At 73.7% G+C, this 23,842-nt stretch carries 19 protein-coding genes; 11 read left to right on the top strand and 8 right to left on the bottom strand.

Going from position 1 to position 23,842, the window contains the following annotated elements; all coding sequences use genetic code 11:
- Positions 1–85 precede the first annotated feature (85 nt).
- Together AB0L45_RS32885 and AB0L45_RS32880 are read right to left on the bottom strand one after the other, a co-directional pair.
- Positions 86–1,207: a DUF2637 domain-containing protein gene (locus AB0L45_RS32885; RefSeq protein WP_365846548.1), complete on the bottom strand. Its 1,122-nt coding sequence runs from the start codon at positions 1,205–1,207 to the stop codon at positions 86–88.
- A gap of 196 nt (positions 1,208–1,403) precedes the next feature.
- Positions 1,404–2,243, bottom strand: a complete 840-nt coding sequence (locus AB0L45_RS32880; protein ID WP_365846546.1) for a (2Fe-2S)-binding protein — start codon at positions 2,241–2,243, stop codon at positions 1,404–1,406.
- Between the two features lie 130 nt (positions 2,244–2,373).
- On the opposite strand from AB0L45_RS32880, the gene AB0L45_RS32875 reads away from it, so the two are divergent.
- Positions 2,374–3,351, top strand: coding sequence for a GntR family transcriptional regulator (locus tag AB0L45_RS32875; protein ID WP_365846544.1), 978 nt, complete (start codon positions 2,374–2,376; stop codon positions 3,349–3,351).
- A gap of 72 nt (positions 3,352–3,423) precedes the next feature.
- Here AB0L45_RS32875 and AB0L45_RS32870 read toward each other — a convergent pair whose 3' ends face one another.
- The 3 genes from AB0L45_RS32870 to AB0L45_RS32860 form a co-directional block, all read right to left on the bottom strand.
- Positions 3,424–4,299, bottom strand: coding sequence for a hypothetical protein (locus AB0L45_RS32870; RefSeq protein ID WP_365846542.1), 876 nt, complete (start codon positions 4,297–4,299; stop codon positions 3,424–3,426).
- A 221-nt stretch (positions 4,300–4,520) separates the two neighbouring features.
- On the bottom strand, positions 4,521–5,369 hold the full coding sequence (locus tag AB0L45_RS32865; protein ID WP_365846540.1) for a hypothetical protein: 849 nt from the start codon (positions 5,367–5,369) through the stop codon (positions 4,521–4,523).
- Positions 5,370–5,758: 389 nt separating this feature from the next.
- Positions 5,759–7,438: a PucR family transcriptional regulator ligand-binding domain-containing protein gene (locus AB0L45_RS32860; protein ID WP_365846538.1), complete on the bottom strand. Its 1,680-nt coding sequence runs from the start codon at positions 7,436–7,438 to the stop codon at positions 5,759–5,761.
- A 318-nt stretch (positions 7,439–7,756) separates the two neighbouring features.
- Here AB0L45_RS32860 and AB0L45_RS32855 point away from each other — a divergent pair, with 318 nt between their 5' ends.
- From AB0L45_RS32855 to AB0L45_RS32835, 5 genes are all read left to right on the top strand, one after another.
- On the top strand, positions 7,757–8,644 hold the full coding sequence (locus AB0L45_RS32855; RefSeq protein WP_365846536.1) for a xanthine dehydrogenase family protein subunit M: 888 nt from the start codon (positions 7,757–7,759) through the stop codon (positions 8,642–8,644).
- The gene (locus AB0L45_RS32850; RefSeq protein WP_365846534.1) at positions 8,635–9,252 is read left to right on the top strand and encodes a (2Fe-2S)-binding protein; all 618 of its coding nucleotides are present in this window, start codon (positions 8,635–8,637) and stop codon (positions 9,250–9,252) included. Before AB0L45_RS32855 ends, AB0L45_RS32850 begins: the two co-directional genes overlap by 10 nt.
- 2 nt (positions 9,253–9,254) lie before the next feature.
- On the top strand, positions 9,255–11,639 hold the full coding sequence (locus AB0L45_RS32845) for a molybdopterin cofactor-binding domain-containing protein (RefSeq protein WP_365846532.1): 2,385 nt from the start codon (positions 9,255–9,257) through the stop codon (positions 11,637–11,639).
- A 165-nt stretch (positions 11,640–11,804) separates the two neighbouring features.
- Entirely contained in the window at positions 11,805–13,262 is a 1,458-nt protein-coding gene (locus AB0L45_RS32840) for an NCS2 family permease (RefSeq protein WP_365846530.1), read from the top strand.
- A 34-nt stretch (positions 13,263–13,296) separates the two neighbouring features.
- Complete coding sequence (locus AB0L45_RS32835) at positions 13,297–14,496, top strand: XdhC/CoxI family protein (protein ID WP_365846528.1); 1,200 nt, start codon at positions 13,297–13,299, stop codon at positions 14,494–14,496.
- 13 nt (positions 14,497–14,509) lie between these two features.
- Here AB0L45_RS32835 and AB0L45_RS32830 read toward each other — a convergent pair whose 3' ends face one another.
- Positions 14,510–15,511 (bottom strand): endonuclease/exonuclease/phosphatase family protein, encoded by a 1,002-nt coding sequence (locus AB0L45_RS32830; RefSeq protein WP_365846526.1) that lies wholly within the window; start codon positions 15,509–15,511, stop codon positions 14,510–14,512.
- Between the two features lie 590 nt (positions 15,512–16,101).
- Between AB0L45_RS32830 and AB0L45_RS32825 the strand changes: the two genes are divergently transcribed.
- From AB0L45_RS32825 to AB0L45_RS32815, 3 genes are all read left to right on the top strand, one after another.
- Positions 16,102–16,992: an MgtC/SapB family protein gene (locus AB0L45_RS32825; RefSeq protein WP_365846524.1), complete on the top strand. Its 891-nt coding sequence runs from the start codon at positions 16,102–16,104 to the stop codon at positions 16,990–16,992.
- A 33-nt stretch (positions 16,993–17,025) separates the two neighbouring features.
- On the top strand, positions 17,026–18,237 hold the full coding sequence (locus tag AB0L45_RS32820) for a GNAT family N-acetyltransferase (RefSeq protein WP_365846522.1): 1,212 nt from the start codon (positions 17,026–17,028) through the stop codon (positions 18,235–18,237).
- A gap of 126 nt (positions 18,238–18,363) precedes the next feature.
- Entirely contained in the window at positions 18,364–18,711 is a 348-nt protein-coding gene (locus tag AB0L45_RS32815; protein WP_365846520.1) for a PRC-barrel domain-containing protein, read from the top strand.
- 76 nt (positions 18,712–18,787) lie between these two features.
- Here the strand turns inward: AB0L45_RS32815 and AB0L45_RS32810 are convergent, their stop codons facing one another.
- Positions 18,788–19,249, bottom strand: coding sequence for a MarR family transcriptional regulator (locus AB0L45_RS32810; protein WP_365846518.1), 462 nt, complete (start codon positions 19,247–19,249; stop codon positions 18,788–18,790).
- Between the two features lie 43 nt (positions 19,250–19,292).
- Positions 19,293–20,135 carry a LuxR C-terminal-related transcriptional regulator gene (locus AB0L45_RS32805; RefSeq protein ID WP_365846516.1) on the bottom strand — a complete coding sequence of 281 codons (843 nt, stop codon included), beginning with the start codon at positions 20,133–20,135 and terminating at the stop codon, positions 19,293–19,295.
- A 189-nt stretch (positions 20,136–20,324) separates the two neighbouring features.
- Between AB0L45_RS32805 and AB0L45_RS32800 the strand changes: the two genes are divergently transcribed.
- Both AB0L45_RS32800 and AB0L45_RS32795 read left to right on the top strand, forming a co-directional pair.
- Positions 20,325–22,070 (top strand): AMP-binding protein, encoded by a 1,746-nt coding sequence (locus tag AB0L45_RS32800; RefSeq protein WP_365846658.1) that lies wholly within the window; start codon positions 20,325–20,327, stop codon positions 22,068–22,070.
- Positions 22,067–23,815: an AMP-binding protein gene (locus AB0L45_RS32795; RefSeq protein ID WP_365846514.1), complete on the top strand. Its 1,749-nt coding sequence runs from the start codon at positions 22,067–22,069 to the stop codon at positions 23,813–23,815. The genes AB0L45_RS32800 and AB0L45_RS32795 overlap by 4 nt, the downstream gene beginning before the upstream one ends.
- Positions 23,816–23,842: the final 27 nt, after the last annotated feature.

Raw genomic sequence — 23,842 nt, 5'->3', positions numbered from 1 at the left:
CCGGGGAGACCAGCCTGACGATGCGAGCTGGGCGGCGGACCGGCCTGACGAAAAGGCCGGGGGTGCGGGCACGGTCCGCCGCGGGTCAGCCGAACTGCTTCTCGATCTGGGCCAGTTTCTCCTCCAGGGAGTCCAGCCGGGGCAGCGCCTGGGTGTCGTCCTCGGCGGTCAGGTCCACGGTCCGCTGGTACGGGCCCGCGGGATCGGCGCCGGGGCCGTGCACGGCCTTCAGCGCCGGGCGGGAGGCCGGCTGCAGGGGGTCGGACCCCGCGGGGAGCGGTCCGGGCGGCAGGGGTTCCGGGCCGCCGGCTATCGCAGGTTCCGCGCCGGCCTGCTGCGCGGCGGTGGGGGAGCCGTGTGCGGTGGGCACGCCCGCCGTCAGCGGTACCTGCCGGCCGCCGCGGCCGCGGCTCCAGTGCCGGTGCTGGCGGTTGATCGCCTTGATGCGGGCACGGTCCAGCTTGTCCCGCTCCCGCCTGCGGTGACGGTTCTGCTCCTTCTGCCGCCGGTCCTCACGTACCTCTTCGACCGCTTCGTCCAGGGTCCGCACGCCTTCCAGCAGCATCAGCGACCAGGCGCCGAAGGTCTCCCGGGGGGCGCGCAGCCACCGTACGACGCGGATCTGCGGCAGCGGACGCGGTACCAGGCCCTGCTCGCGCAGCGCGGCCCGCCGGGTCTGCTTGAGCGCCCGGTCGAAGAGGACCGCCGCCGACAGCGACATCCCGGCGAAGAACTGCGGCGCGCCGTCGTGGCCGAAGCCCCTGGGCGCGTGCACCCAGTTGAACCAGGCGGCGGCGCCCGCGAACAGCCAGACGAGCAGCCGCGAGCCGAGTGCCGCGTCACCGTGGCTGGCCTCGCGCACGGCGAGTACGGAGCAGAACATCGCCGCCCCGTCGAGCCCGAAGGGCACCAGGTACTCCCAGCCTCCGGAGAGGTTGAGGTTGGTGACGCCGAAGCCGACCAGCCCGTGGAAGGAGAGGGCCGCCGCCACCGCGGCGCAGCAGAACAGCAGCAGGTACGAGGCCGTGCCGTAGACGGCCTCCTTCCGGCGCCGGCGTTCCTCGCTGCGCTCCCAGGAGTCCTCGCCGCCCGCCGCCGCGTCGGCCGAGCGCTTGCCGCGCAGGATCACGAACACGGTGGAGAGGATGCCGACGAGCAGCAGGACCCCCGGAGCCAGCCAATTGAGCGATATATCGGTCATTCTCATCCTGGGTTCCCTTGCTTCGGCGAACGCGGTTTCGCGCGACATCCTGGCGGAATCCGTCCGCTCCGCCGGGGGTTTCCGGGCAAGAGGACCGCAAGGGAGGTGCGGGGGCCTACGGATAGGTGTGTTCGATCCGAACTCCCGTAGGGAACAGTGGGGTTGGGTTCGAATCCGGGAACTCGATCGGGTGGTGTGGGTGTCAGGTGGTTGCGGTGAGGCGCTTGATGCGATCCGCGTCGCACGTACGCGGGCAGGTCACACAGGTGTCCTCGGGGCGCAGCGTGTAGAACATGCAGCAGCTCGCCCGGTCCCGGGTGGGCAGTGCCGCGCCGTCCGGGCCGGTCAGCTCGCGGAAGGCGGCGCCGCCCGGATACGGGGCCGTGCCGCCCGGCAGCAGCCGCTTCAGTTCGGCCACCGCGCGCGGCTCCTCGCCCAGCAGGTGGCCCAGGTGCCACAGTCCCTCGGCGATCTCGTCCGACACCATGCCCCACAGGGCCCGGGGCCCGCGCCGCAGCCGCGGCCGGAAGCCCTCCAGGACCGGTCCGAGGTGCTCGGCGACGGCCTCCCGCACCTCGGCGCGCAGCGCCTCCTCGTCCGGTACGACGCGGGCGCCGGGCAGCCCGGCCGCCGGGTCGCCGGGCAGGCACGCGAACGAGCGCACGCGTACGGCCATCCGGCCCTGCTCGCGGTGGTGGGCGACGGCCTCGACGGGCAGCCGCGGCACCCGGCGGTGCAGGAACCAGGGAATGGTGATCAGCAGGCAGGCGGGCCAGGCGTAGCGGTGCAGGGCGAAGGCGGCGACGACGTCGGGGCGGGCCCGCTGCCCGTAGTCCCGGACGACCTGCGCGTCGTCCCAGGCCAGGAACGCGTCCAGGGCCGCCGGGTCGGTGGCCAGCTCGGCGGCCGTCACCCAGCCCTCGCCCCGCGGGGCCGTCGTCTCCCAGGCGGACACCGTCAGTCCGGGGAACACCTCGGTCAGCCGGGCGTACGCCCCGGCGAGGGGCTCGGTACGCGGCCGGTCGGCGAGCAGAGGGGCCATGCGGGACACCACCGATGTCGCGGTCGTTAGCAGGTAAGGCTTACCTTACCCGATCTTCGGTGGTTTTGAGCCGGGTTTGCACTGTCACAGGGGGCGCCTATGGTGCTGGAGAACGTGAGGAGGAACCCGCATGGAGCAGGGCAGAGCGGAACCGGCGCCGCGCCTGCGCGCACAGGTGCCCGCGCAGGGCGGCTCGCAGCCCGTGCGGGGCGAGCACACCCGTCATGACGTGCCCGCGGGGCGCCCCGCCGCGCACGCCGGCCCCGGCGCGCCGGACGCCGCGTACGAGCACCGTCCCGGCGTGCCCGACCCCGCCACGGCGTTCGTGCCCGCGCCCCTGTCCCCGTTCGGGCCCGTCCCCGGGGCGGTGCCCGGCGGTGTACGAGGCGGAGCGGTTCCGGCGCCCGCGCCCGCTGCCGCTGTCGATGCCGAGGACGATGCCCATGAGGTTGCCGAGGGTGTGGCCGGTGCGGTGCCGCGCAAGCAGCCGCAGCGGCACTCCGTACGGGGACAGGTGCTCGCCGCCCTCCGCGAAGCCCTGATATCCGGCGAACTGCTCCCCGGCGAGGTGTATTCGGCCCCCGCGCTCGCCGTCCGCTACGGCGTCTCCGCCACGCCCGTACGGGAGGCCATGCAGACCCTCGCCGGTGAGGGCGCGGTCGAAGTCGCCCCGAACCGCGGCTTCCGCGTCGCCCGGCGCACCCACCGCGACCTCGCGGAGCTGGCCGAAGTGCGCGCGATGCTGGAGGTGCCGGCGCTGCTGCGGCTGGCGCGGGCGCTGCCGGCCGGGCGGTGGGAGGAGCTGCGCCCGCTGGCCGCCGCCGGCGTCGCCGCCGCCGCCCGCGGCGACCGCGCGGGGTACGCGGAGGCCGACCACGCCTTCCATCACGCGCTGCTCGCGCTCACCGGCAACCGCCAGCTCCTCCTGGTCGCCGACGACCTGCACCGCCGTACGCAGTGGCCGGTGCCCGGCGCGCCCGGGCCCCGCACGGCCGACCTGCTCGCCGCCGCGTCCGAGCACACGGCGCTGCTGGACGCCTTGATGGCCCGGGAGTACGCGGTCGTCGAGCGGATCGCCCGCGAACACCTGGCACCGGCCCGCCGCTAGCGCGCGCCCCGCCGGGGCGCGCCTGCCGCCGGAGGCGCGCCCTCCGCCGGCACCGGGCACATGGCGCCGTCTTCAGGGAAGCAGCCGCTCCAAGGGCAGCGCCGCCACGTCCGCCGCGGGCCGGGAGAGGTAGAGGTCCGCGTGGTAGAAGCCGTCCGACTCCTTGCCCGCGGTGCCCAGGCCCCGGGCCTGGAGTGCGGCGAAGGCGGCCCGGCGCTCCGCGAGGTCGGCGAACCGGCGCTGGCGGAAGGTGCGGGCGGGCAGCCGCTCGGTCACCAGGCCCGCGTCGGCGAGCAGCGCGGCGACCGGCTCGTACGAGACGGTCCGCAGCACGAAGGCGGCGATCCAGGGCGGGGCGGGCGTACAGGCGAGCAGCCGGCCGAAGGTGGTGGCGGTGATGTAGCCCACGCCGCCCGTCACGGTGATCAGGCCGGTGCCCGCCAGGGCCGCGCGCAGCCGGGCGGTGGGCTCCGCGGCCTCCAGGTTCTCGGCGAACCCGGCGTCCAGCAGGCCCACGCGCTCGGCGTAGCCGACCGCGCGGCGGGCCGCGTCGATGCCGATGATCCGTACCGCTTCCGGCCGGCGCAGCTCGTCGAAGAACGCCCGGTCCTCCTCGGCCAGCCGGCCGGGTGCCAGGCCGCCGGTCTCCTGCGCGTCGGTGTACCGGTCGTACAGGTCGGCGAGGCCCAGCTTGTGGTTCAGCAGCGCCGCGTTGACCCCGTAGGAACAGCACAGGTCGACGACCTGGAGCGGCGGCCGCCCGGGGTGGCGCCGTTGCAGCGACTCGGTCAGGGTGCGGAAGACGGCCTGGCCGTGGTGCGGTATCTGGTAGTCGAGCGGGTGCAGCGTGCGGAAGTAGGTGCGGGGGTCGGGGCAGTCGTAGATGGCCTCGAAGTCCGCCTTTCCCCAGTCCGGGCCGGCCGATGAGTGCGGTGCTCCTGCTGCCAAGGTGTGGCCTCCTAGAAGGCGCTGCCGTAGGTCGGGAGTCGACCGCACCAGCATCCAGGGCCAAGTCCCGTACGGACAGTGCGACTTGAGGCCAAATTCGGGGCCTGTGGGGCCCGCGGAGCCGCCCATGCCCCGTCGCGCGCCCGGCCGGCGGCGGCTCCGGGCCGCCACCCGCCCCCGCCCTCCGGCGGCCCGCCCGCGGGCCGCCGGACGGCCGTGCCCTACGAAGGCGCGGGCGCCACCGGCACGTCGGCCAGGTGCTCGGCCAGCCAGGTCGGCACACCGCCCATGAGGCGGAAGAGCCGGGCGGCCTCGGTCCGCAGTCCCTCCGCCTCCTCCGGCGGCGCCGCGTCGGCGAGGGCGACCAGCGCCGGCGCCGTACCGACCAGGAAGCCCAGTTCCTCGCGGATCCGCAGCGACTCGGCGAAGCCGTGCCGGGCCTCCGCCAGTTCGCCGTCGCGCAGGGCCAGCCCGGCGAGGTGGCGCCAGGTGAAGGACAGCAGCAGGGTGTCGCCGTGCGTGGTCGCGCCCGCGTGGGCACGCCGGTAGGCGGCGCGGGCGGCCTCCGGGCTGTCGGCGATGTGTTCGGCCATCAGGCCGCGCCGGAAGTCCAGCAGCGGGCGGCCGGGCGCCGCCGGTGCCAGCAGCGCCGCCGCCCGGCCGAGCGCGGAGCGGGCCTCGTCGGCGCGGTCCCGTACGCCCAGAACGGTGGCCGCGTACGCCAGCTGGCCGCGCTCGCAGGCCGCGGCGCCCCGCTCGTCGTCGTCGCCCGCCAGTGCCTCGGCGGCGCGCAGCGCGTCCTCGGCCGCGGCCCATCCGGTGGCGGTGAACATGCAGCGCTCCACCAGGAGTGCGGCGCGGCGGATCGCGTACGGGGGGAACCCCGCCGCGTGTGGTTCCAGCAGTGCCGCCGCGTCGTCCCAGCAGCCCCGTGAGCGCAGCCGCCACACGGCACGGTCCAGGGCGTCCGCCCCGGCCGCCGATCTCGCCGCCGGGATCTCCGGCACCGATTCCACGGGTTCCGCGGTTCCCGCGGACTCCGCGGCTCCTGACATGGCGGTGTCCGCCACATTGCCCTCCCCGAGCGCACCGTCGAGCTGGTTCTGAGAAGCAGTGGGCGCATCTCAGCACGGATTCCGGCGCCCGGCCAAGGGGGAAGGTGAATGATTTCACAATCTCTTGGACGCCTCGCGGGGTTGACGGCGCGCCGGGAAAACGGGCAGGGCGCGGTGCGCCGGGGGAGCGGCGTGCCACGGGCACGGTACGGCGGAGCTGCCGGGAAACCTCCGAACGGGTGACGCCGCCGCAGCCCGCACCGCCCCCTCCTGACGCGAAGTCAACTGAGCGGCAGTCGCGATCAGTTGCGTGTCGGCCACCGGACCGGCGAGTACGCGCCATTCCGGCATGGCCGGATGCGTGCCCTGCCGTCCGGCAGCCGGCCGGGCCATGACACGGACTCTCAGCTCATCCGGAGCGCCAGGAAGAAGTCCAGCTTGTCCTCCAGGCGCGCCAGGTCCCGCCCCGTCAGCTGCTCGATGCGGCCGACCCGGTAGCGGAGGGTGTTGACGTGCAGGTGCAGGCGGGTGGCGCAGCGCGTCCAGGAGCCGTCGCAGTCGAGGAACGCCTCCAGGGTGGGGATCAGTTCGGCGCGGTGCCGGCGGTCGTAGTCGCGCAGCGGGTCCAGCAGGCGGGCCGTGAAGGCGCGGCGTACGTCGTCCGGGACGAAGGGCAGCAGCAGGACGTGCGAGGCCAGCTCCTCGTGGCCCGCCGCGCAGACCCGGCCGGGGCGGGCGGCGGCCACCCGGCGGGCGTGCCGGGCCTCCTCCAGGGCGCCGCGCAGACCCTCCGCCGAGTGGACGGAGGCGCTGACGCCGAGGGTCAGGCGCCCGTCGTCGGCCAGGCCGCGGGTCAGCGGCTCCTGGACGACGGAGAGCAGGGCGTCGGCCTGGAGGCCGGCGGCGGACGCGTCCCGGCCGTCCCGCGCGTCACCGTCCTCCGGCACGGCCGGCAGCGGCACCAGGGCCACCGCCTCGTCACCGGTGTGCGCGACGGCGATCCGGTCGGACGGGTCGGGCCCGAACGTACCGGGGTCGACCAGCACCTCTTCCAGGAGCGTCTGGGCGACCGGCCCGCCGGGCACGTCGCCGCCCTCCCACTCGACGCGGGCGACGACCACCTGCCAGTGCGGGGCGGTGCCCAGCCCGGGCAGCAGCACCGGCGCGGCCACCCGCAGCCGGGCCGCGATCTCGGCGGGCGCGGCGCCCGTCTGGACCAGTTCGAGGACTTCCTGCGCGAGGCGTCTGCGGACCGTACGGGCCGCGTCGCGGCGGTCCCGTTCGACGGCGATCAGCTGGGTGACGCCGTGCAGCAGGTCCAGGCGCTCCTCGGCCCAGTCGCCCGCGTCCGCCTCGACGGCCAGCAGCCAGTCGGACAGCACGGTCTCGCGCAGGTCCCGGCCGGTGCCGCGGATGGGGAAGAGGGAGTACGTGGTGCCGCCGAGCGGGAGCCGGTAGGGGCCGCGGCGGCCGCCGCGGGACGCGGCCAGGTGCTCGCCCGCCAGCCGGGCGCCCACCTCGGCGGGCAGCTCGGGGCCTGATCCGGCCAGCGTGGACCCGGCGATCTGCCGGCCGGTGGGGGACAGTACCCAGGCGCGCAGGTCCAGGTCGGAGCCGAGCAGGTCCAGGACGACCTCGGGGCCGCCGCCGGCCGGCCCGGACGTCATCAGGCGGCGGTGCCGGTCCACCACGGCGGCCAGGTCGCCCGCCCGCTCGCCGGAGACCTGCCGTACGACGTACTCGGTGATCGACGCGAAGGAGACGGCCTCGACGACGGAGAACAGCGGCAGGCGGTGCCGGGCGCAGGCCGCGACCAGGTCCTCGGGGACCGAGCCCAGCTCCGCCTCGCCGGCCGCCAGCCCGGCGACCCCGGCCGCGGCCAGGATGCGGACGAAGCGTTCGGAGTCCTCCGGCTCGCGGCGCCAGGCCAGCCCGGTGAGCACCAGCTCACCGCCGGACAGATAGCGGCTGGGGTCGCGCAGGTCGGTGGTCATCACGCCGCGCACGGTACGGTCCAGTTCCTCCTCGCCGCCCAGCAGCCGCAGGCCGAGAGTGCCGGTGTCCAGGAGTGCGCGGAGCCGCATGGTCTCTCGCCCGCCGTTCTTTTCTGTCTGGTGTTGCCGGTGGAATGCCGCGAGGTTTCTGCGCCTCGCCTTTCGTTCGAATCTACAAGACAGGCGCCGTGGCCAGCCAACCGCTTCATGGTTTCGGTGACTGCACCCGGTGGGCGCCGGGCGCGTTCACTGGGCCCCACCGCGTTGACAGGACAGGAACAGCTCCGCGGGTCCAGGGCCACAGGTCCCGGCCGCGGGGAACGGACGACCCGAATGCGCGAGTGGTGCCGGCGCCCGGCCGGCCCGGCGCCGCGACGCGCGCCGAAGAGACGTGGAAGAGAGCCCCGGATGGACTTCCTTCGCCCCGCCAGCTGGGAGGAGGCGCTCGCCGCCAAGGCCGAGCACCCCACCGCTGTGCCGATCGCGGGCGGCACCGACGTGATGGTCGAGATCAACTTCGACCACCGCCGCCCGGAGTACCTGCTCGACCTGAACCGCATCGATGACCTGCGGGAGTGGGAGGTGGGCGAGGAGACCGTACGGCTGGGCGCGTCCGTGCCGTACACGCAGATCATGGAGCACCTGCGCACCGAGCTGCCCGGCCTGGCGCTCGCCTCGCACACCGTCGCCTCCCCGCAGATCCGCAACCGCGGCGGCGTCGGCGGCAACCTGGGCACCGCCTCCCCGGCGGGCGACGCGCACCCGGCGCTGCTCGCCTCCGGCGGCGAGGTCGAGGCCGAGTCGGTGCGCGGCCGCCGCATGATTCCCATCGACGACTTCTACCTGGGCGTCAAGCGCAACGCGCTGGAGCCGGACGAGCTGATCCGCGCCGTGCACCTGCCCACGGCGGACGGGCCGCAGCAGTTCTCCAAGGTCGGCACCCGCAACGCGATGGTCATCGCGGTGTGCGCCTTCGGCCTCGCGCTGCACCCGCGCACCCGCACGGTACGGACCGGCATCGGCTCGGCCGCCCCCACCCCCGTACGGGCCAAGGCCGCCGAGGAGTTCTTGACGGCGGCCCTGGAGGAGGGCGGGTACTGGGAATCGGGGCGGCCCGTTCCGCCGTCCGTGGCGAAGCAGTTCGCCGAGCTGGCGGCGGGCGCCTGCAACCCGATCGACGATGTGCGCGGCAGCGCGAAGTACCGGCGCCACGCGGTAGGGATCATGGCGCGCCGCACCCTCGGCTGGACCTGGGAGTCCTACCGCGGCAACGAGAGGAGCGCCCAGTGCGCGTGAAGTTCACCGTCAACGGCCGCGAACAGCAGGCCGACGACGTATGGGAAGGCGAGAGCCTGCTGTACGTACTCCGCGAGCGGATGGGCCTGCCCGGCTCGAAGAACGCCTGTGAGCAGGGCGAATGCGGCTCCTGCACGGTCCGCCTGGACGGCGTGCCGGTGTGCTCCTGCCTGGTCGCGGCCGGGCAGGCCGAGGGCCGCGAGGTGGTCACCGTCGAGGGGCTCGCGGACTTCGCCGAGCAGCGCGCCCAGCGCGGCGGCTGCGGCACCGGCGCCTGCGGTTCGGCGTCCGGTACGAGCCTGGACGCGGCCCGGCGCTGGCAGGCCGAGCCGGCGGGCGCCGACGGCCGGACGGGTGAACAGGTCAGGCTGTCGCCGATCCAGCAGGCCTTCGTCGACGCGGGCGCCGTCCAGTGCGGCTTCTGCACGCCAGGACTGCTGGTCGCCGCCGACGAACTGCTGGAGCGCAACGCCCAGCCGTCCGACGCGGACATCCGCGAGGCGCTGTCCGGCAACCTGTGCCGCTGCACGGGCTACGAGAAGATCCTCGACGCGGTCCGGCTCGCCGCCGCCCGCGGCGCCGCGCGGACCACCGGAACGGGGGCCTGACCATGAGCGGAGTCACCCGCACACCCGCCCACCTCACCCAGGGCGGCACGACCGACGCGGGCATCGGCGCCTCCACGCTGCGCCCGGACGGCACCCTGAAGGTGACCGGCGAGTTCGCGTACTCCTCGGACCTGTGGCACGAGGACATGCTGTGGGGCTTCACGCTGCGCTCCACCGTCGCGCACGCCGAGATCGTCTCCATCGACACCTCCGAGGCGCTCGCCCAGTCCGGCGTCTACGCGGTCCTCACCTACGACGACCTGCCCACGGACGTGAAGCACTACGGCCTGGAGATCCAGGACACGCCCGTCCTGGCGCACGGCAAGGTCCGTCACCACGGCGAGCCGGTCGCGCTGGTCGCCGCCGACCACCCGGAGACCGCCCGCCGCGCCGCCGCCAGGATCAGAATCGAGTACCGCGAGCTGCCGCTGGTCACCGACGAGGAGTCGGCGACCCGCGAGGGTGCCCCACTGGTCCACGAACACCGCGACGACCACCACGCCGGACACGTACCGCACCCGAACATCGTGCACCGCCAGCCGATCGTGCGCGGCGACGCCGAGGCCGCGGCCCGCCGCGCCGACGTGATCGTCTCCGGCGAGTACGTCTTCGGCATGCAGGACCAGGCGTTCCTGGGCCCGGAGTCCGGTCTCGCGGTGCCCGGCGAGGACGGCGGTGTCGACCTGTACGTGGCCACCCAGTGGCTCCACTCCGACCTGCGCCAGATCGCGCCCGTCCTCGGCCTGCCCGAGGACAAGGTCCGGATGACGCTGTCCGGCGTCGGCGGCGCCTTCGGCGGCCGCGAGGACCTGTCGATGCAGATCCACGCCTGTCTGCTGGCGCTGCGCACCGGCAAGCCCGTCAAGATCGTCTACAACCGGTTCGAGTCGTTCTTCGGGCACGTCCACCGGCACCCCGCCAAGCTCTGGTACGAGCACGGTGCCACCAAGGACGGCAAGCTCACCCACATGAAGTGCCGCATCGTGCTGGACGGCGGCGCCTACGCGTCCGCCTCCCCGGCCGTCGTCGGCAACGCCTCCTCCCTGTCCGTCGGCCCGTACGTGGTCGAGAACGTGGACATCGAGGCCATCGCCCTGTACTCGAACAACCCGCCCTGCGGCGCCATGCGCGGCTTCGGTGCCGTCCAGGCGTGCTTCGCGTACGAGGCGCAGATGGACAAGCTGGCCAAGAAGCTGGGCATGGATCCGGTCGAGTTCCGGCAGCTGAACGCCATGGAGCAGGGCACCCTGCTGCCGACCGGGCAGGTGGTCGACTCCCCGGCGCCGGTCGCCGAGCTGCTGCGCCGCGTCAAGGCGATGCCGCTGCCGCCGGAGAACCAGTGGGAGACCACCGAGGGCGCCGACGTCCGGGCGCTGCCCGGCGGGCTGTCCAACACCACCCACGGCGAGGACGTCGTCCGCGGCATCGGCTACGCCGTCGGCATCAAGAACGTCGGCTTCTCCGAGGGCTTCGACGATTACTCCACCGCCCGGGTCCGGATGGAGGTCGTCGGCGGCCTGCCGGTCGCGACCGTGCACACGGCGATGGCGGAGGTCGGCCAGGGCGGCGTCACCGTCCACGCCCAGATCGCCCGTACGGAGCTGGGCGTCGAGCAGGTCACCATCCACCCCGCGGACACCCAGGTCGGCTCGGCGGGCTCCACCTCCGCCTCCCGGCAGACCTATGTCACCGGCGGCGCGGTGAAGAACACCTGCGAGCACGTCCGCGAGAAGGTGCTGGAGCTGGGCCGGCGCAAGTTCGGCACCCACCACCCGGCGTGGGCCACCGCCGAACTCCTGCTGGAGGGCGGCAAGGTGGTCACCGACGGCGGCGAGGTGCTCGCCGACCTCGTGGACGTCCTGGAGGGCGAGGCGGTCGACCTGGAGCTGGAGTGGCGCCACCGCCCCACTGAACCGTTCGACCTGCGCACCGGCCAGGGCAACGGCCACGTCCAGTACTCCTTCGCCGCGCACCGCGCCGTCGTCGAGGTGGACACCGGGCTCGGCCTGGTCAAGGTCATCGAACTGGCCTGCGCCCAGGACGTCGGCAAGGCGCTCAACCCGCTCTCCGTCGTCGGCCAGATCCAGGGCGGTACGACACAGGGCCTCGGTGTCGCGGTGATGGAGGAGATCATCGTCGACCCGAAGACCGCGAAGGTGCGCAACCCCTCCTTCACGGACTACCTGATCCCCACCATCCTCGACACGCCGACCATCCCGGTCGACGTGCTCGAACTCGCCGACGAGCACGCCCCGTACGGGCTGCGCGGCATCGGCGAGGCCCCCACCCTGTCGTCCACCCCGGCCGTCCTCGCGGCGATCCGGAACGCGACCGGGCTCGAACTGAACAAGACTCCGGTCCGTCCGGAGCACCTCACCGGCACCTGACCGTACCGGCGGTACGGCCGTACGCGGGCCCCACCCCCGTACGGCCGGACCGCCGCCGGCACCTGGGCCGTCCCCCGGGTCGTGCGGCCGATGTTCCATCCCAAATCTCGCGGCGCGGTGCGCGCGTGACGCGAGGGCCCCTATGAACCTTGGGAGTAAGGCACCATGACCCAGCAGTTCCTGGAGCCGCAGACCACGGCGGAAGACGCGGGCGCAGGCACGCGGCAGCCCGCCGGCCGGTCCTGGCTCGACCGGTACTTCCACATATCCGACAGAGGGTCGACGGTCGCGCGCGAGGTGCGCGGCGGCATCACGACCTTCATGGCGATGTGTTACATCCTCCTGCTCAACCCCCTCATCCTGTCCGTCCCGGACGCCGGGAAGCACACCCTGTCCAGCGCCGGCGTGGTCACCGCCACGGCGTTCGGCGCGGCGGCCTGCACCCTGCTCATGGGCTTCGTCGGCAAGGTGCCGCTGGCCCTGGCCGCCGGGCTGAACGTCTCGGCGGCGCTGACCTCGCAGGTCGTGCCGTACATGAGCTGGCCGCAGGCGATGGGCATGTGCGTGCTGTACGGCGTGGTGATCATGCTCCTGGTGGTCACCGGCCTACGCGAGATGATCATGAACGCCATCCCGCTCGCCCTCAAGCACGCCATCACCATGGGCATCGGGATGTTCGTCGCCCTGCTCGGCCTGGTGAAGGCCGGCTTCGTCGGCAAGGGCGCCGGCGGCCCCGTACAGCTCGGTCTGACCGGCGAACTCTCCGGCTGGCCGGTGCTCTTCTTCGCCGTCACCCTGCTGCTGATCTTCATGCTGCAGGCCCGCAACGTCCCCGGCGCCATCCTCATCGGCATCGTCATCGGCACCGTCCTGTCCGTGCTCGCCACCACCCTCGGCGGCCTCACCGACAAGGACTGGGGCGGCACCTCGCCCGAACTGCACGGCAGCGCCGTCGCCATGCCCGACTTCGGGCTCTTCGGGCACGTGGAGCTCGGCGGCTGGGACCAGATCGGCGCGATCACCGTCGGCGTGATCGTCTTCACCCTGGTGCTGGCCGGGTTCTTCGACGCCATGGCGACCATCATCGGCGTCGGCACGGAGGCGAAGCTCGCCGACGACAAGGGTCGGATGCCCGGCCTGTCCAAGGCGCTGTTCGTGGACGGCGCGGGCGGTGCCATCGGCGGCGTCGCGGGCGCGTCCGGCCAGACCGTGTTCATCGAGTCGGCCAGCGGCGTCGGCGAAGGCGCCCGCACCGGCCTGTCCTCGGTCGTCACCGGCCTGTTCTTCGCCGCCTGCCTCTTCTTCACCCCGCTCACCCAGCTCGTGCCCGCCCAGGTCGCCGCGGCCGCCCTCGTCGTCATCGGCTCGATGATGATGAGCGCCGCCAAGCACGTGGACTGGAGCGACCGGTCGGTGTCCATCCCGGTGTTCCTCACCGTGGCGCTGATGCCCTTCACGTACAACATCACCGCGGGCGTCGGCGCGGGCGTCATCGCCTACACCGCGATCAAGGCCGCCCAGGGAAAGTGGCGGGAGGTCGGCGCCTTCATGTGGGTACTCGCTGTGATCTTCCTCGTCTACTTCTCGCTGCACCCGATCGAGAACTGGCTGGGCGTCAAGTAACACCTGCCCCGCTCCCACCCGTAAGGAGACCGACATGCTGGACATCGCCGACGAGCTGCACCGGTGGGCCCGGCAGCGCCGCCCCTTCGCGGTGGCCACCGTCGTGGCCACCAGCGGCAGCGCGCCCCGCCGGCCGGGCGCCGCACTGGCCGTCGACCGCGACGGCACGGCGATCGGGTCGGTCTCCGGCGGGTGCGTGGAAGGGGCGGTCTACGCACTCTGCCAGGAAGCGCTCCGGACCGGTGAAACCCTCCTCGAACGCTTCGGCTACAGCGACGAGGACGCCTTCGCGGTCGGCCTGACCTGCGGCGGCGTCATCGACATCCTCATCACTCCGGTACGGCCGGACGGCCCGGACGCACCGGAGGACGACGGCACCCGCACGCGGGACGACACGGACCGTGCCGCCACCCTCACCGCCGCCCTGGCCGCCGCGGCCTCCGGCGAGGCGGCGGCGGTGGCCCGGGTCGTCAGCGGCCCGGCCCGCCTCCTGGGCGGCGCCCTGCTCGTACGCCCCGAGGGGACCGTCACCGGCACCCTCGGCGGCCACCCGGACCTGGACCGCACCGCCGCCCACGAGACCCGCGCCCTCCTGGAGGCGGGCCGTACCGCCACCGTCGAGATCGGCGCGGACGGCTCCCGCTGCGGCGAACCCGTCGTCCTCCTCGTCGAGTCCGCCGTCCCCGCCCCCCGCATGATCGTCTTCGGTGCCATCGACTTCGCCGCCGCCCTCGTACGCGCCGGCAAGTTCCTCGGCTACCACGTCACCGTCTGCGACGCCCGCCCCGTCTTCGCCACCCGCGCCCGCTTCCCCGACGCGGACGAGATCGTCGTCGACTGGCCGCACCGTTACCTGGAGACCCAGGACCTCGACGCCCGCACCGCCCTGTGCGTCCTGACCCACGACGCCAAGTTCGACGTCCCCCTCCTGGAACGCGCCCTGCGCCTGCCCGTCGCCTACGTAGGCGCCATGGGCTCCCGCCGCACCCACCTCGACCGCCTCGCCCGCCTGCGCGACACCGGCCTGACCGAACTCGAACTCAACCGCCTGCGCTCACCCATCGGCCTCGACCTCGGCGCCCGCACCCCCGAGGAGACCGCCCTGTCCATCGCCGCCGAAATCGTCGCCAACCGCCACGGCGGCACCGGCACCCCCCTCACCGGCGCCCACACGCCCATCCATCACGACGGCCCCGCCTCCCTGGACCGGATCGGGCCGGCTTCGGTGGCCTGAGGGGGAGCGGGCCTCAACGCCCCGCGTACAGCTCCAGGTCCACGAGGAGTGCCCGGTGGTCCGTGCCGGGCAGGTCGAGGAAGCGTGCCGTGCGGGGCCACAGCGTTGCGCTGATCAGGATGTGGTCGATCTGGGCGCCCAGTACGGGGGTGGTGCGGGACGGCCACGACGGCGTGCGGGGGCGGCCGGCCAGGGCCGCGCTGTCGCGTAGGCCGGTGGCGAGGACGGACCGGAACGCGGCGTGGTCCTGGGAGGAGTTGAAGTCGCCCGCGATGACCAGCGGGTCGGGGCCGCGGGCTGCCGCCAGGTCGCGGAGGCGGCCGAGTTCGGCGCGCCAGGCGGGCAGGGAGGCGGGCAGCGGGGGCATGGGGTGGGCCACCTGGAAGCGGATGCGCCGGTCCGAGAGGGTGACGGCCGCGCGGGGCATGGCGAGTTCGCCCGTGACCTCGCCGTCCTGGGTGAGGGGGTACCGGCTCAGTACGGCGGAGCCTTCGGACGCGCCGTGCCCGGCGAGCAGACGGTACGGGTAGGCCGCGCGGACGGCGGGGGAGTCCAGGGCCGCGGCGCAGCGGTCCGGGTCGCACTCCTGGACCGCGACGAGACCGGGCCGCTCCCGGCGCAGCGTGGCCAGCAGCCCGTCGGTCGCCCGGCCGAATTCGAGGTTCGCGCTCAGGACGCGGAGCCGGGCGACGGCCGGGCCGCGCGGCGGCTGTGGGTCGGTGCCGTACGCGGGGAGGAACGCGGCCGTGCCGATCAGGGCGGCGGCGGCCCAGAACAGGCCGGGACGCCAGCGGGCGGCCAGGGAGAGAGCCAGGCCGAGACCGGCGGGGACCAGCAGCCAGGGCAGGAAGGCGAGCAGCTGGGGTACGGGCGTCACGCCGTCCGAACCGGCGGCGCGGAAGAGCAGGGGGACGGTGGCGACGAGCAGCAGCACGGCCGCCGCGACCGGGGCCGCCCGCCTGCGCCGCCGTGGTGCCGCACCGGTCGCGGCGGCCGATGCATTCCCCGTCGCCATAGGACGATGGTGCCCTGCCGATGGCCGGGTGCGAGGCGTTTCGCGCGGGTGCTTGGGGAATTCTTGGCCGAATGGGGGAGGGGGCGGCGGGGTGGGTGTGGCATTATGCGGAGATGTGGGTGCCGGACGTACGGCATCCGGTTGATGAAGGTGCCGGAACGTGCGGCATCCGGTTGACGAGGATGCCGGAACGAGCGGCGTCCGGTGTGTGTCCGCGCGAGCGAGGAGGTGATCGGGATGAGTCCCGAAGGAAGTCCTTGCCGCAGCGTCGCGGTGTGCTGACCGCGGAATTCGCCGTGTTCCGACCGGCCGGGCCCGATGGGTCCGGTGCTCCCTCCATTTCGTGTGGCCTTTTCGTGTGCCGTACGCCTGGTCCCGTGCGTGGGAAAACGCGCGGCCGTACCACGGCGCATTTCGGCATGCGTGCATTCCCGCACGTCCGGTAATAGCGTAATCGCCGGTCACTCGCGATCGATTTCACTCGTCGCGCGTCGAATTCCCCGTATCCGGGGGCGCTGTCGAACCTGTCGAACACAAGGGGGCCGCCCGCGGGCGGCCCCGCACCGACGGATGGAAGAGGAGCGCGGATCATGGTGAACGAGTGGCAGCTGGCCGGCAACATCGCCGCCGGCCTCGGCTTCGGCGCGGTCATCGGCCTGGAACGGCAGTGGCGTGCCCGGATGGCGGGGCTGCGCACCAACGCGCTGGTCGCCGCCGGAGCCGCACTGTTCGTGCTGCTGTCGCAGTACGGCTTCGCGGCCGCGACCAGCACCACGGGCTACGACGGGTCGCGGGTCGCCGCGCAGATCGTCTCCGGCATCGGCTTCCTCGGCGCCGGCGTCATCATGCGGGACGGGCTGAACGTACGCGGCCTGAACACCGCGGCCACCCTGTGGTGCTCGGCCGCGGTCGGTGCCCTGGCCGGCACCGGCCTGTACGTCGTCGCGGCGCTCGGCACGGCCGGTGTGGTCGGCGCGAACCTGGTGCTGCGGCCGCTCGGCCGGCGGCTGGACCGGGAGCCCGGCGGCGGCGCGGAGGTGGCGACCGATTACTACTTCGAGGCGGTGTGCACCGAGCCCGAGGAAGCGCACATCAGGACGCTCGTCGTCCAGGCCGTCAGCCGCCCCGGCTTCCGGCTGCGGGCGGTGCACAGCCGCGACGACGGCGCCGCGCGGCAGGACGACGGTACGCCGCCGAAGGTCACCGTCGCCGCCGAGCTGACCACCGAGCGGCGCGACGACAGCCTGCTCGAAGAGGCGGTCAGCAGGCTGTCGCTGGAGCCGGCGGTGTCGGCCGTGAGCTGGACGGTGCTGAACAACCCGGACGGCGGGGAGAGGGACTACGGCGAGCCGTACGGCGAGGACTACGACGACCGTGCGCGGAACCGGCGCCGCCACCGGGTGCGGGACTTCTTCTCGGGACCGGGCGGCTCCGGCGGCGGCCCCCGCGGCTCCGGCGGCCCGTCACGTAAAACCGGGTGACGGCGCGCGGACCCCGCGGCTAGCGTCTTCCCTGTGAGCACGGACATACGTGACATCCCTGAAGCGCATGTGGACCGGGCCCTCGATCTCGCCTATCTCGCGTTCCACGAGAAGACCGGCGACGCCACCCGCAAGCGCCACCGCGAAGCGCTGCTGCGCTGCGAGCGGGTGGGCGCGTACGACGACGGGGAGATCGTCGGCTTCGCCGCGGCGCACCGCCTGGGCCTCTCCGTCCCGGGCGGCGAACTGCCCGTCGCCGAACTGGACTTCGTCTCCGTCGCCCCCACCCACCGGCGGCGCGGCGTACTGACCGGCATGATGGCCGGGATGTGGCGCCGCTGCGCCGCCGACGGCCGGCCGCTGGCCTGCCTGTGGGCGTCGGAGGACGCGATCTACGGCCGCTTCGGCTTCGCCCCCGCCACCGAGGCGTACAGCGTCGAGATCGACACCACCCGCCCCCTGGGCCTGCGCATCACGCCCGACCGGCGTCCGCTGCGGCTGCTCGCCCCGGCGGACGCCGTCGGCGTCCTCGCGCCGCTGTACGAGGCGGGCCGGGCGCGGCGCGGCGGACGGCTCTCCCGCGACGAGGCGTGGTGGCGGCGCGCGCTGCTCTCCGGCGACGAGGACGGTGACGACGGCAAGGACGGCCCGTCGCGCATCGTCGTCCTCGGCGACAAGGGCGCACCCGCCGCCGGATACGTCGTGTACCGGGTGGGGGAGAAGGGCGTCGTCACCGTCGGGGAGATGGAGGCGCCCGACGCGCCGGCCGCCGCGGCGCTGTGGTCCTATCTCGCCGCCATCGACCTGACCCGCAAGGTGCGGGCCTGGGCGGTCGCCCCCGACGACCCGCTGCTGCACTTCGCCGCCGACCGCGACCAGGTACGCGTCACCGGCCGGCTGCCCGCGCTGTGGCTCCGGCTGGTGGACGTGGCCCGGGCGCTGACCGCCCGCTCCTGGGCCGTACCCGCCGATCTCGTCCTGGAGGTGCGCGACGCCGCCCTGCCCGCCAACGCCGGCCGCTTCCGGCTGACCGCGGACCCGTCCGGCGCCACGTACGAGCCCTCGGGCGACCCGGCCGACCTGGCCCTGGACGTACGGGAGCTGGCGGCCTGCTACCTCGGCGGCGTGCCGCTGCGGCGGCTGGTGCGCGCCGGGCTGGCCGAGGAACGTACGCCGGGTGCGGCCCGGTCGCTGGATGCCGCGCTGGAGACGGAGTACCTGCCGTTCGCCGGCGACGACTTCTGAGCGGACCGCTGCGGGGCCGCGCGGTGGCCGGAAGCGGTGCACCGTGCCGCACCGCACCGTTTGGGCGCGGTGCGGCCGGGCACCCGCCGCCGTGTTCCGAGTCCCGATCGTGCGAAGGAGCGTTCCATGACCGACATCTGGGGTTACCCGGCCGCCGCCGGCCACACGGCCGGCACGGACCTCACGGGTTTCAAGGTCGAGGCCACGGACGGCAGCATCGGCAAGGTCGACAAGCACTCCGACGAGGTGGGCTCCGCCTGGATCGTGGTCGACACCGGTGTGTGGATCTTCGGCAAGCACGTCCTGCTGCCGGCCGGTGTCGTCACGTCCGTCGACACCGCCGAGCGCAAGATCTACGTCTCCCGCACCAAGGAAGAGATCAAGAACTCCCCGGAGTTCGACAAGGAGAAGCACCTCGGCAACCCGGACTACCACCAGCAGCTGGGGTCGTACTACCAGCCGCATCACAAGTGACGGGCCCTCAGCGGCCGGCTTCCTGAGGCGGGGCCTCCGGGCCCCGCCCTCGTCGTACGCCCGACGGGCCGGCGGGTCACTCCTCCAGGGCTGCCGCGATGCGGTCCAGGTCGGCGAGGAGCGCCGGCATACGGTGCGGCGGGACCGCCTCCACCATGCGCTGTTCGACGGCGTAGACGGCGGCCTGGACGGTGGCGAGGCGTGCGTGGCCCTCCTCGGTCAGGTGCGCGGGCCGGGCGCGGCCGTGGTCGGCGGTGGCGGGGCGGGTGATCAGCCCCGCCTCCTGGAGGCCCCGCAGGACGACGTTCCCGGACTGCCGGGTGACGAAGGTGGCCCGGGCCAGGTCGGCGTTGGACATGCCGGGGCGCAGCGCCAGGAGTTCGAGAGTGGCGTACTGCGGCACGGTCAGCCCGTGCTCGCGCAGGACCTTGTCCATGGCGCCACGCAGGGCCGCCTGGGCGCGCTTGAGCAGGTACCCCACGTGGTGGGTGACGTCCTCCGCGGGGTGCGGCGGTTCGGCCGGCGTGCTCTCCATCATGTCAGCATGCTGACACATGCGCGGGCGGCCCGGCGCCCGCCCCTCACGGCAGCAGCCCCGCCCGGCGCGCGGCCACCACCGCCTGGAGCCGGGAGTGGACCCCCAGCTTGCGCATGGCCGAGCGCAGATAGCTCTTGACCGTCTCCGGGCGCAGCCCCAGCCGGTCCGCGGCCACCGCGTTGGTCGCGCCGGTGGCCACGCACGCCAGGACGTCCACCTCGCGCGGCGCCAGCACCGCGCCGTCCGCCCGGACGTACCCGGGAGCGGACGCCGCCGCCAGCCGGCCGCACACCGCCAGCATCTCGTGGCGCAGCACCGGGTCCGCGATGCGCTGCGCCAGGGCCCGCAGGTCGCCGTGGGCCTCCCGTACCTCCTCCCAGGCCGCCGGGCCGGCGGCGGTCGGCTGCCGGGCGACCGACAGGAGCCGCTGGGCCTCGTCCTGGAGGAGCAGCGCCTGCTCCAGCTCCCGGGCGGCCTGCATGGCGGCGGACAGCGGGCGGTCGCCGAGCTGCACGGGGTGGCGCAGGGCCCCGTACAGGACTCCGCGCACCCGCCGGCGGACGACGACCGGCACCGCGAGTACGGAGAACAGGCCCTCGGCCGCCACGGCGGCGTCGTACTCGTGGCTGATGACGGCGGAGGAGTGGTAATCCGTCACCGCGAAGGGCCGGGTGAGCACGGCCGCCTTGCCGCCGAGGCCGTTGCCGTGCCGGACGGCGAGCCCGTGCAGCGCGGCGGACCTGGCGCCCGTCAGCTCGCTGATGCGGTAGCGGCCGGTGCCGTACCGCAAACCGCCGAACGCCACCGGCAGTCCGCTCGCCCGCCGCAGCCGCGACAGTGCCGCCCGTACGTCGACCGATCCGCCGCACTCCGATTCGACCCGCACGCCGAAACCTCCGCTTCCCCCCGTTCGGGGGTGGTGAGACCTGCGTCACTGATTACACGATGGCGGTAGGCGGTGCGGCAATGAGGAGGACACATGGCGGACACGGATACGACAGGTGCGACGGGTGGTACGGACGGTATGAGGGAGGTTGTCCCTGTTCCGGAAGCGGCGGGAGGAGCGGTGAACGCTGTGGACGCGACGGAGGCCGCCGCGAACGGGGCGGAACCCACGACCGGCACCGGCGCCGCGGCCGCCGACCCGACCGCGGAGTTCCGCGCGGCGCGTGACTTCCTCCTCCGCCACCGTGCGGACTACGCCGGTGCCCGCGCGGGCTTCACCTGGCCCCGCCCCGCGCACTTCAACTGGGCGCTGGACTGGTTCGACCGCATCGCCGACGGCAACGGGCGCACCGCCCTGCACATCGTCGAGGAGGACGGCACCCACACCCGCCGCACCTTCGACGAGCTGCGCCGCCGTTCGAACCAGGCCGCCAACTGGCTGGCCGCGCAGGGCGTCCGGGACGGTGACCGGATCGTGGTCATGCTGGGCAACCAGGTGGAGCTGTGGGAGACCGCGCTGGCCGCGATGAAGCTGCGCGCCGTCGTCATCCCCGCCACGCCCCTGCTGGGCCCGCTCGACCTCGCCGACCGCGTCGCCCGCGGCCGGGCCCGGCACGTGCTCGTACGCGCCGCGGACACCGGCAAGTTCGCGGACGTCCCCGGTGACTACACCCGGATCGCGGTCGGCGGCGACGCGGGGACGGCCGCCACCGGCTGGCTCACCTACGAGGACGCGTACACCGCCTCGGAGACGTACGAGCCCACCGGCCCCACCTGGGCTGACGACCCCCTGATGCTCTACTTCACCTCCGGCACCACGGCCCGCCCCAAGCTCGTCGAGCACACCCACACCTCCTACCCCGTCGGCCACTTGGCGACGATGTACTGGATCGGCCTGCGCCCCGGCGACGTGCACCTGAACATCTCCTCGCCCGGCTGGGCCAAGCACGCCTGGTCCAACCTCTTCGCCCCCTGGAACGCCGAAGCCACCGTCTTCATCCACAACTACACCCGCTTCGACGCGGCCCGGCTGATGACCGAGATGGACCGGGCGGGCGTCACCAGCTTCTGCGCCCCGCCGACCGTGTGGCGGATGCTCATCCAGGCCGACCTGACGGCCCTGAAGAACCCGCCGCGGGAGATCGTCGCGGCCGGTGAACCGCTCAACCCGGAGATCATCGAGCGGGTGCGGGAGGCCTGGGGCGTCACCGTCCGGGACGGCTTCGGACAGACCGAGACCGCCGTCCAGGTGGCCAACACCCCTGGTCAGCCCCTCAAGCCAGGCTCCATGGGCCGCCCCCTGCCCGGCTTCGACGTCGTCCTGCTGGACCCGGTGACCGGCGAGCCCGCCGAGGAGGGTGAGATCGCCCTCGACCTGTCGTCCCGTCCGGTCGGCCTGACCACCGGCTACCACGGCGACCCGGAGCGCACCGCCGAGGCGATGGCCGGCGGTTACTACCGCACCGGCGACATCGGCGCGCGCGACGGCGACGGCTACCTCACCTACGTGGGGCGCGCGGACGATGTCTTCAAGGCGTCCGACTACAAGATCTCACCCTTCGAGCTGGAGAGCGCACTCCTGGAGCACGAGGCGGTCGCCGAGGCCGCCGTCGTCCCCGCGCCCGACCCCGTACGGCTGGCCGTGCCCAAGGCGTACGTGGTGCTGGCGGCCGGCTGGGAGCCTGGGCCGGAGACCGCGGCGGTGCTCTTCGCGCACTCCCGTGCGGTGCTCGCCCCGTACAAGCGGGTGCGGCGGCTGGAGTTCGCGGACCTGCCCAAGACGGTCTCGGGCAAGATCCGCCGTGTGGAACTGCGTGAGCGCACCGCCGCAGCGGGCGGTGGCTCCGCCGAGTACCGAGAGGAAGACCACCGATGACCGACATGAGCAGGTCACCGAGCCACCCACCGGGCCCCCTGGAGAGCGGCGCGGAGCACCCCCGGGAGGCGTACGCGCGGGGGGAGACCGACCGGCCGCTGCTCGACCGCACCATCGGCGCCGACCTGGAACGCGCCATCGGCCGGTTCGGCGACCGCGAGGCGCTGGTCGACGTGGCGGGCGGGCGCCGCTGGACGTACGCCGAGCTGGGCCGGGCGGTGGACGAGGTCGCGCTCGGCCTGCTCGCCAAGGGCGTGCGCAAGGGCGACCGGGTCGGCATCTGGGCGCCCAACTGCCCCGAGTGGGTGCTGGTGCAGTACGCCACCGCCCGCATCGGCGCCGTGATGGTCAACATCAACCCCGCGTACCGCGTGCACGAATTGGCGTACGTGCTCAAGCAGGCCGGGATGAGCGTGCTGGTCTCCGCCGTCGCCCACAAGTCCAGCGACTACCGGCGGATGATCGAACAGGTCCGGGCCGAGAGCCGGGCCCTGCGCGACGTGGTCTACATCGACGACCCGACCTGGGACGGGCTGCTGGCCGCGGGCGCCGGGGTGCCGCACGAGCGGCTGGCGGCCTGCGCGAAGGAGCTGTCGCCGCACGACCCGGTCAACATCCAGTACACCTCCGGCACCACCGGCTTCCCCAAGGGCGCCACCCTCTCCCACCACAACATCCTCAACAACGGCTTCTGGGTGGGCGAGACGGTCGGCTACACCGAGCACGACCGGGTCTGCCTGCCGGTGCCCTTCTACCACTGCTTCGGCATGGTCATGGGCAACCTCGGCGCCACCTCGCACGGCGCCTGCATCGTCATCCCGGCGCCCGCCTTCGACGCGGCGGCCACCCTGCGCGCCGTCCAGGACGAGCGCTGCACCTCCCTGTACGGCGTACCGACGATGTTCATCGCCGAACTCGACCACCCGGACTTCGCCACGTACGACCTGTCGTCGCTGCGCACCGGGATCATGGCGGGCTCGCCGTGCCCGGAGGAGGTGATGCGGCGGGTCGTCTCCGAGATGCACATGGCCGAGGTCTCCATCTGCTACGGCATGACCGAGACCTCACCGGTCTCCACCCAGACGCGGCGCGACGACGACCTGGCGCACCGCACCGGCACGGTGGGCCGGGTACTGCCGCACATCGAGGTCAAGGTGGTGGACCCGGCGACCGGCGCGACCGTACGGCGCGGTGAACCGGGCGAACTGTGCACCCGCGGCTACAGCGTGATGCTGGGCTACTGGGAGGAGCCGGAGCGCACCGACGAGGCGATCGACGCGGAGCGCTGGATGCACACCGGCGACCTCGCGGTGATGAACGACGACGGCTACCTGCGGATCGTCGGCCGCATCAAGGACATGATCATCCGGGGCGGGGAGAACGTCTACCCGCGCGAGATCGAGGAGTTCCTCCACACCCACCCGAAGATCGCGGACGTCCAGGTGGTCGGCGTCCCGGACGCCAAGTACGGCGAGGAGATCGCCGCCTGCGTCATCCTGCGCGACACCGCGGACGGACTCACCCGCGACGAACTGACCCGCTTCTGCCGCTCGCGCCTCGCGCACTACAAGGTGCCGCGGTACGTCCACGTCCTCGACACCTTCCCGATGACGGTCAGCGGCAAGGTCAGGAAGGTCGAGCTGCGGGAGCGGCTGGCGGCCCGGCTGGCGGCGGAAGCGGCGCTGGAGCCGGCACGGCCGGCGGACGCGGGCGCAGCGGGCCCGGTCGAGGCGGCCCAGGCGTAGCGCCGCCGGGAGCGGTACGGCCGGGCC

This window comes from Streptomyces sp. NPDC052496 (assembly GCF_040679095.1).
In the GTDB taxonomy this organism is placed as follows: Bacteria; Actinomycetota; Actinomycetes; order Streptomycetales; family Streptomycetaceae; genus Streptomyces.
This window is presented reverse-complemented; position numbering and strand designations above follow the sequence as displayed.

Coding starts and splice junctions, on each gene's coding strand:
- AB0L45_RS32885 (WP_365846548.1), bottom strand. CDS start 1,207: ATGAGAATGACCGATATATCGCTCAATTGGCTGGCTCCGGGGGTCCTG.
- AB0L45_RS32880 (WP_365846546.1), bottom strand. CDS start 2,243: ATGGCCCCTCTGCTCGCCGACCGGCCGCGTACCGAGCCCCTCGCCGGG.
- AB0L45_RS32875 (WP_365846544.1), top strand. CDS start 2,374: ATGGAGCAGGGCAGAGCGGAACCGGCGCCGCGCCTGCGCGCACAGGTG.
- AB0L45_RS32860 (WP_365846538.1), bottom strand. CDS start 7,438: ATGCGGCTCCGCGCACTCCTGGACACCGGCACTCTCGGCCTGCGGCTG.
- AB0L45_RS32855 (WP_365846536.1), top strand. CDS start 7,757: ATGGACTTCCTTCGCCCCGCCAGCTGGGAGGAGGCGCTCGCCGCCAAG.
- AB0L45_RS32845 (WP_365846532.1), top strand. CDS start 9,255: ATGAGCGGAGTCACCCGCACACCCGCCCACCTCACCCAGGGCGGCACG.
- AB0L45_RS32840 (WP_365846530.1), top strand. CDS start 11,805: ATGACCCAGCAGTTCCTGGAGCCGCAGACCACGGCGGAAGACGCGGGC.
- AB0L45_RS32835 (WP_365846528.1), top strand. CDS start 13,297: ATGCTGGACATCGCCGACGAGCTGCACCGGTGGGCCCGGCAGCGCCGC.
- AB0L45_RS32830 (WP_365846526.1), bottom strand. CDS start 15,511: ATGGCGACGGGGAATGCATCGGCCGCCGCGACCGGTGCGGCACCACGG.
- AB0L45_RS32825 (WP_365846524.1), top strand. CDS start 16,102: ATGGTGAACGAGTGGCAGCTGGCCGGCAACATCGCCGCCGGCCTCGGC.
- AB0L45_RS32815 (WP_365846520.1), top strand. CDS start 18,364: ATGACCGACATCTGGGGTTACCCGGCCGCCGCCGGCCACACGGCCGGC.
- AB0L45_RS32810 (WP_365846518.1), bottom strand. CDS start 19,249: ATGATGGAGAGCACGCCGGCCGAACCGCCGCACCCCGCGGAGGACGTC.
- AB0L45_RS32795 (WP_365846514.1), top strand. CDS start 22,067: ATGACCGACATGAGCAGGTCACCGAGCCACCCACCGGGCCCCCTGGAG.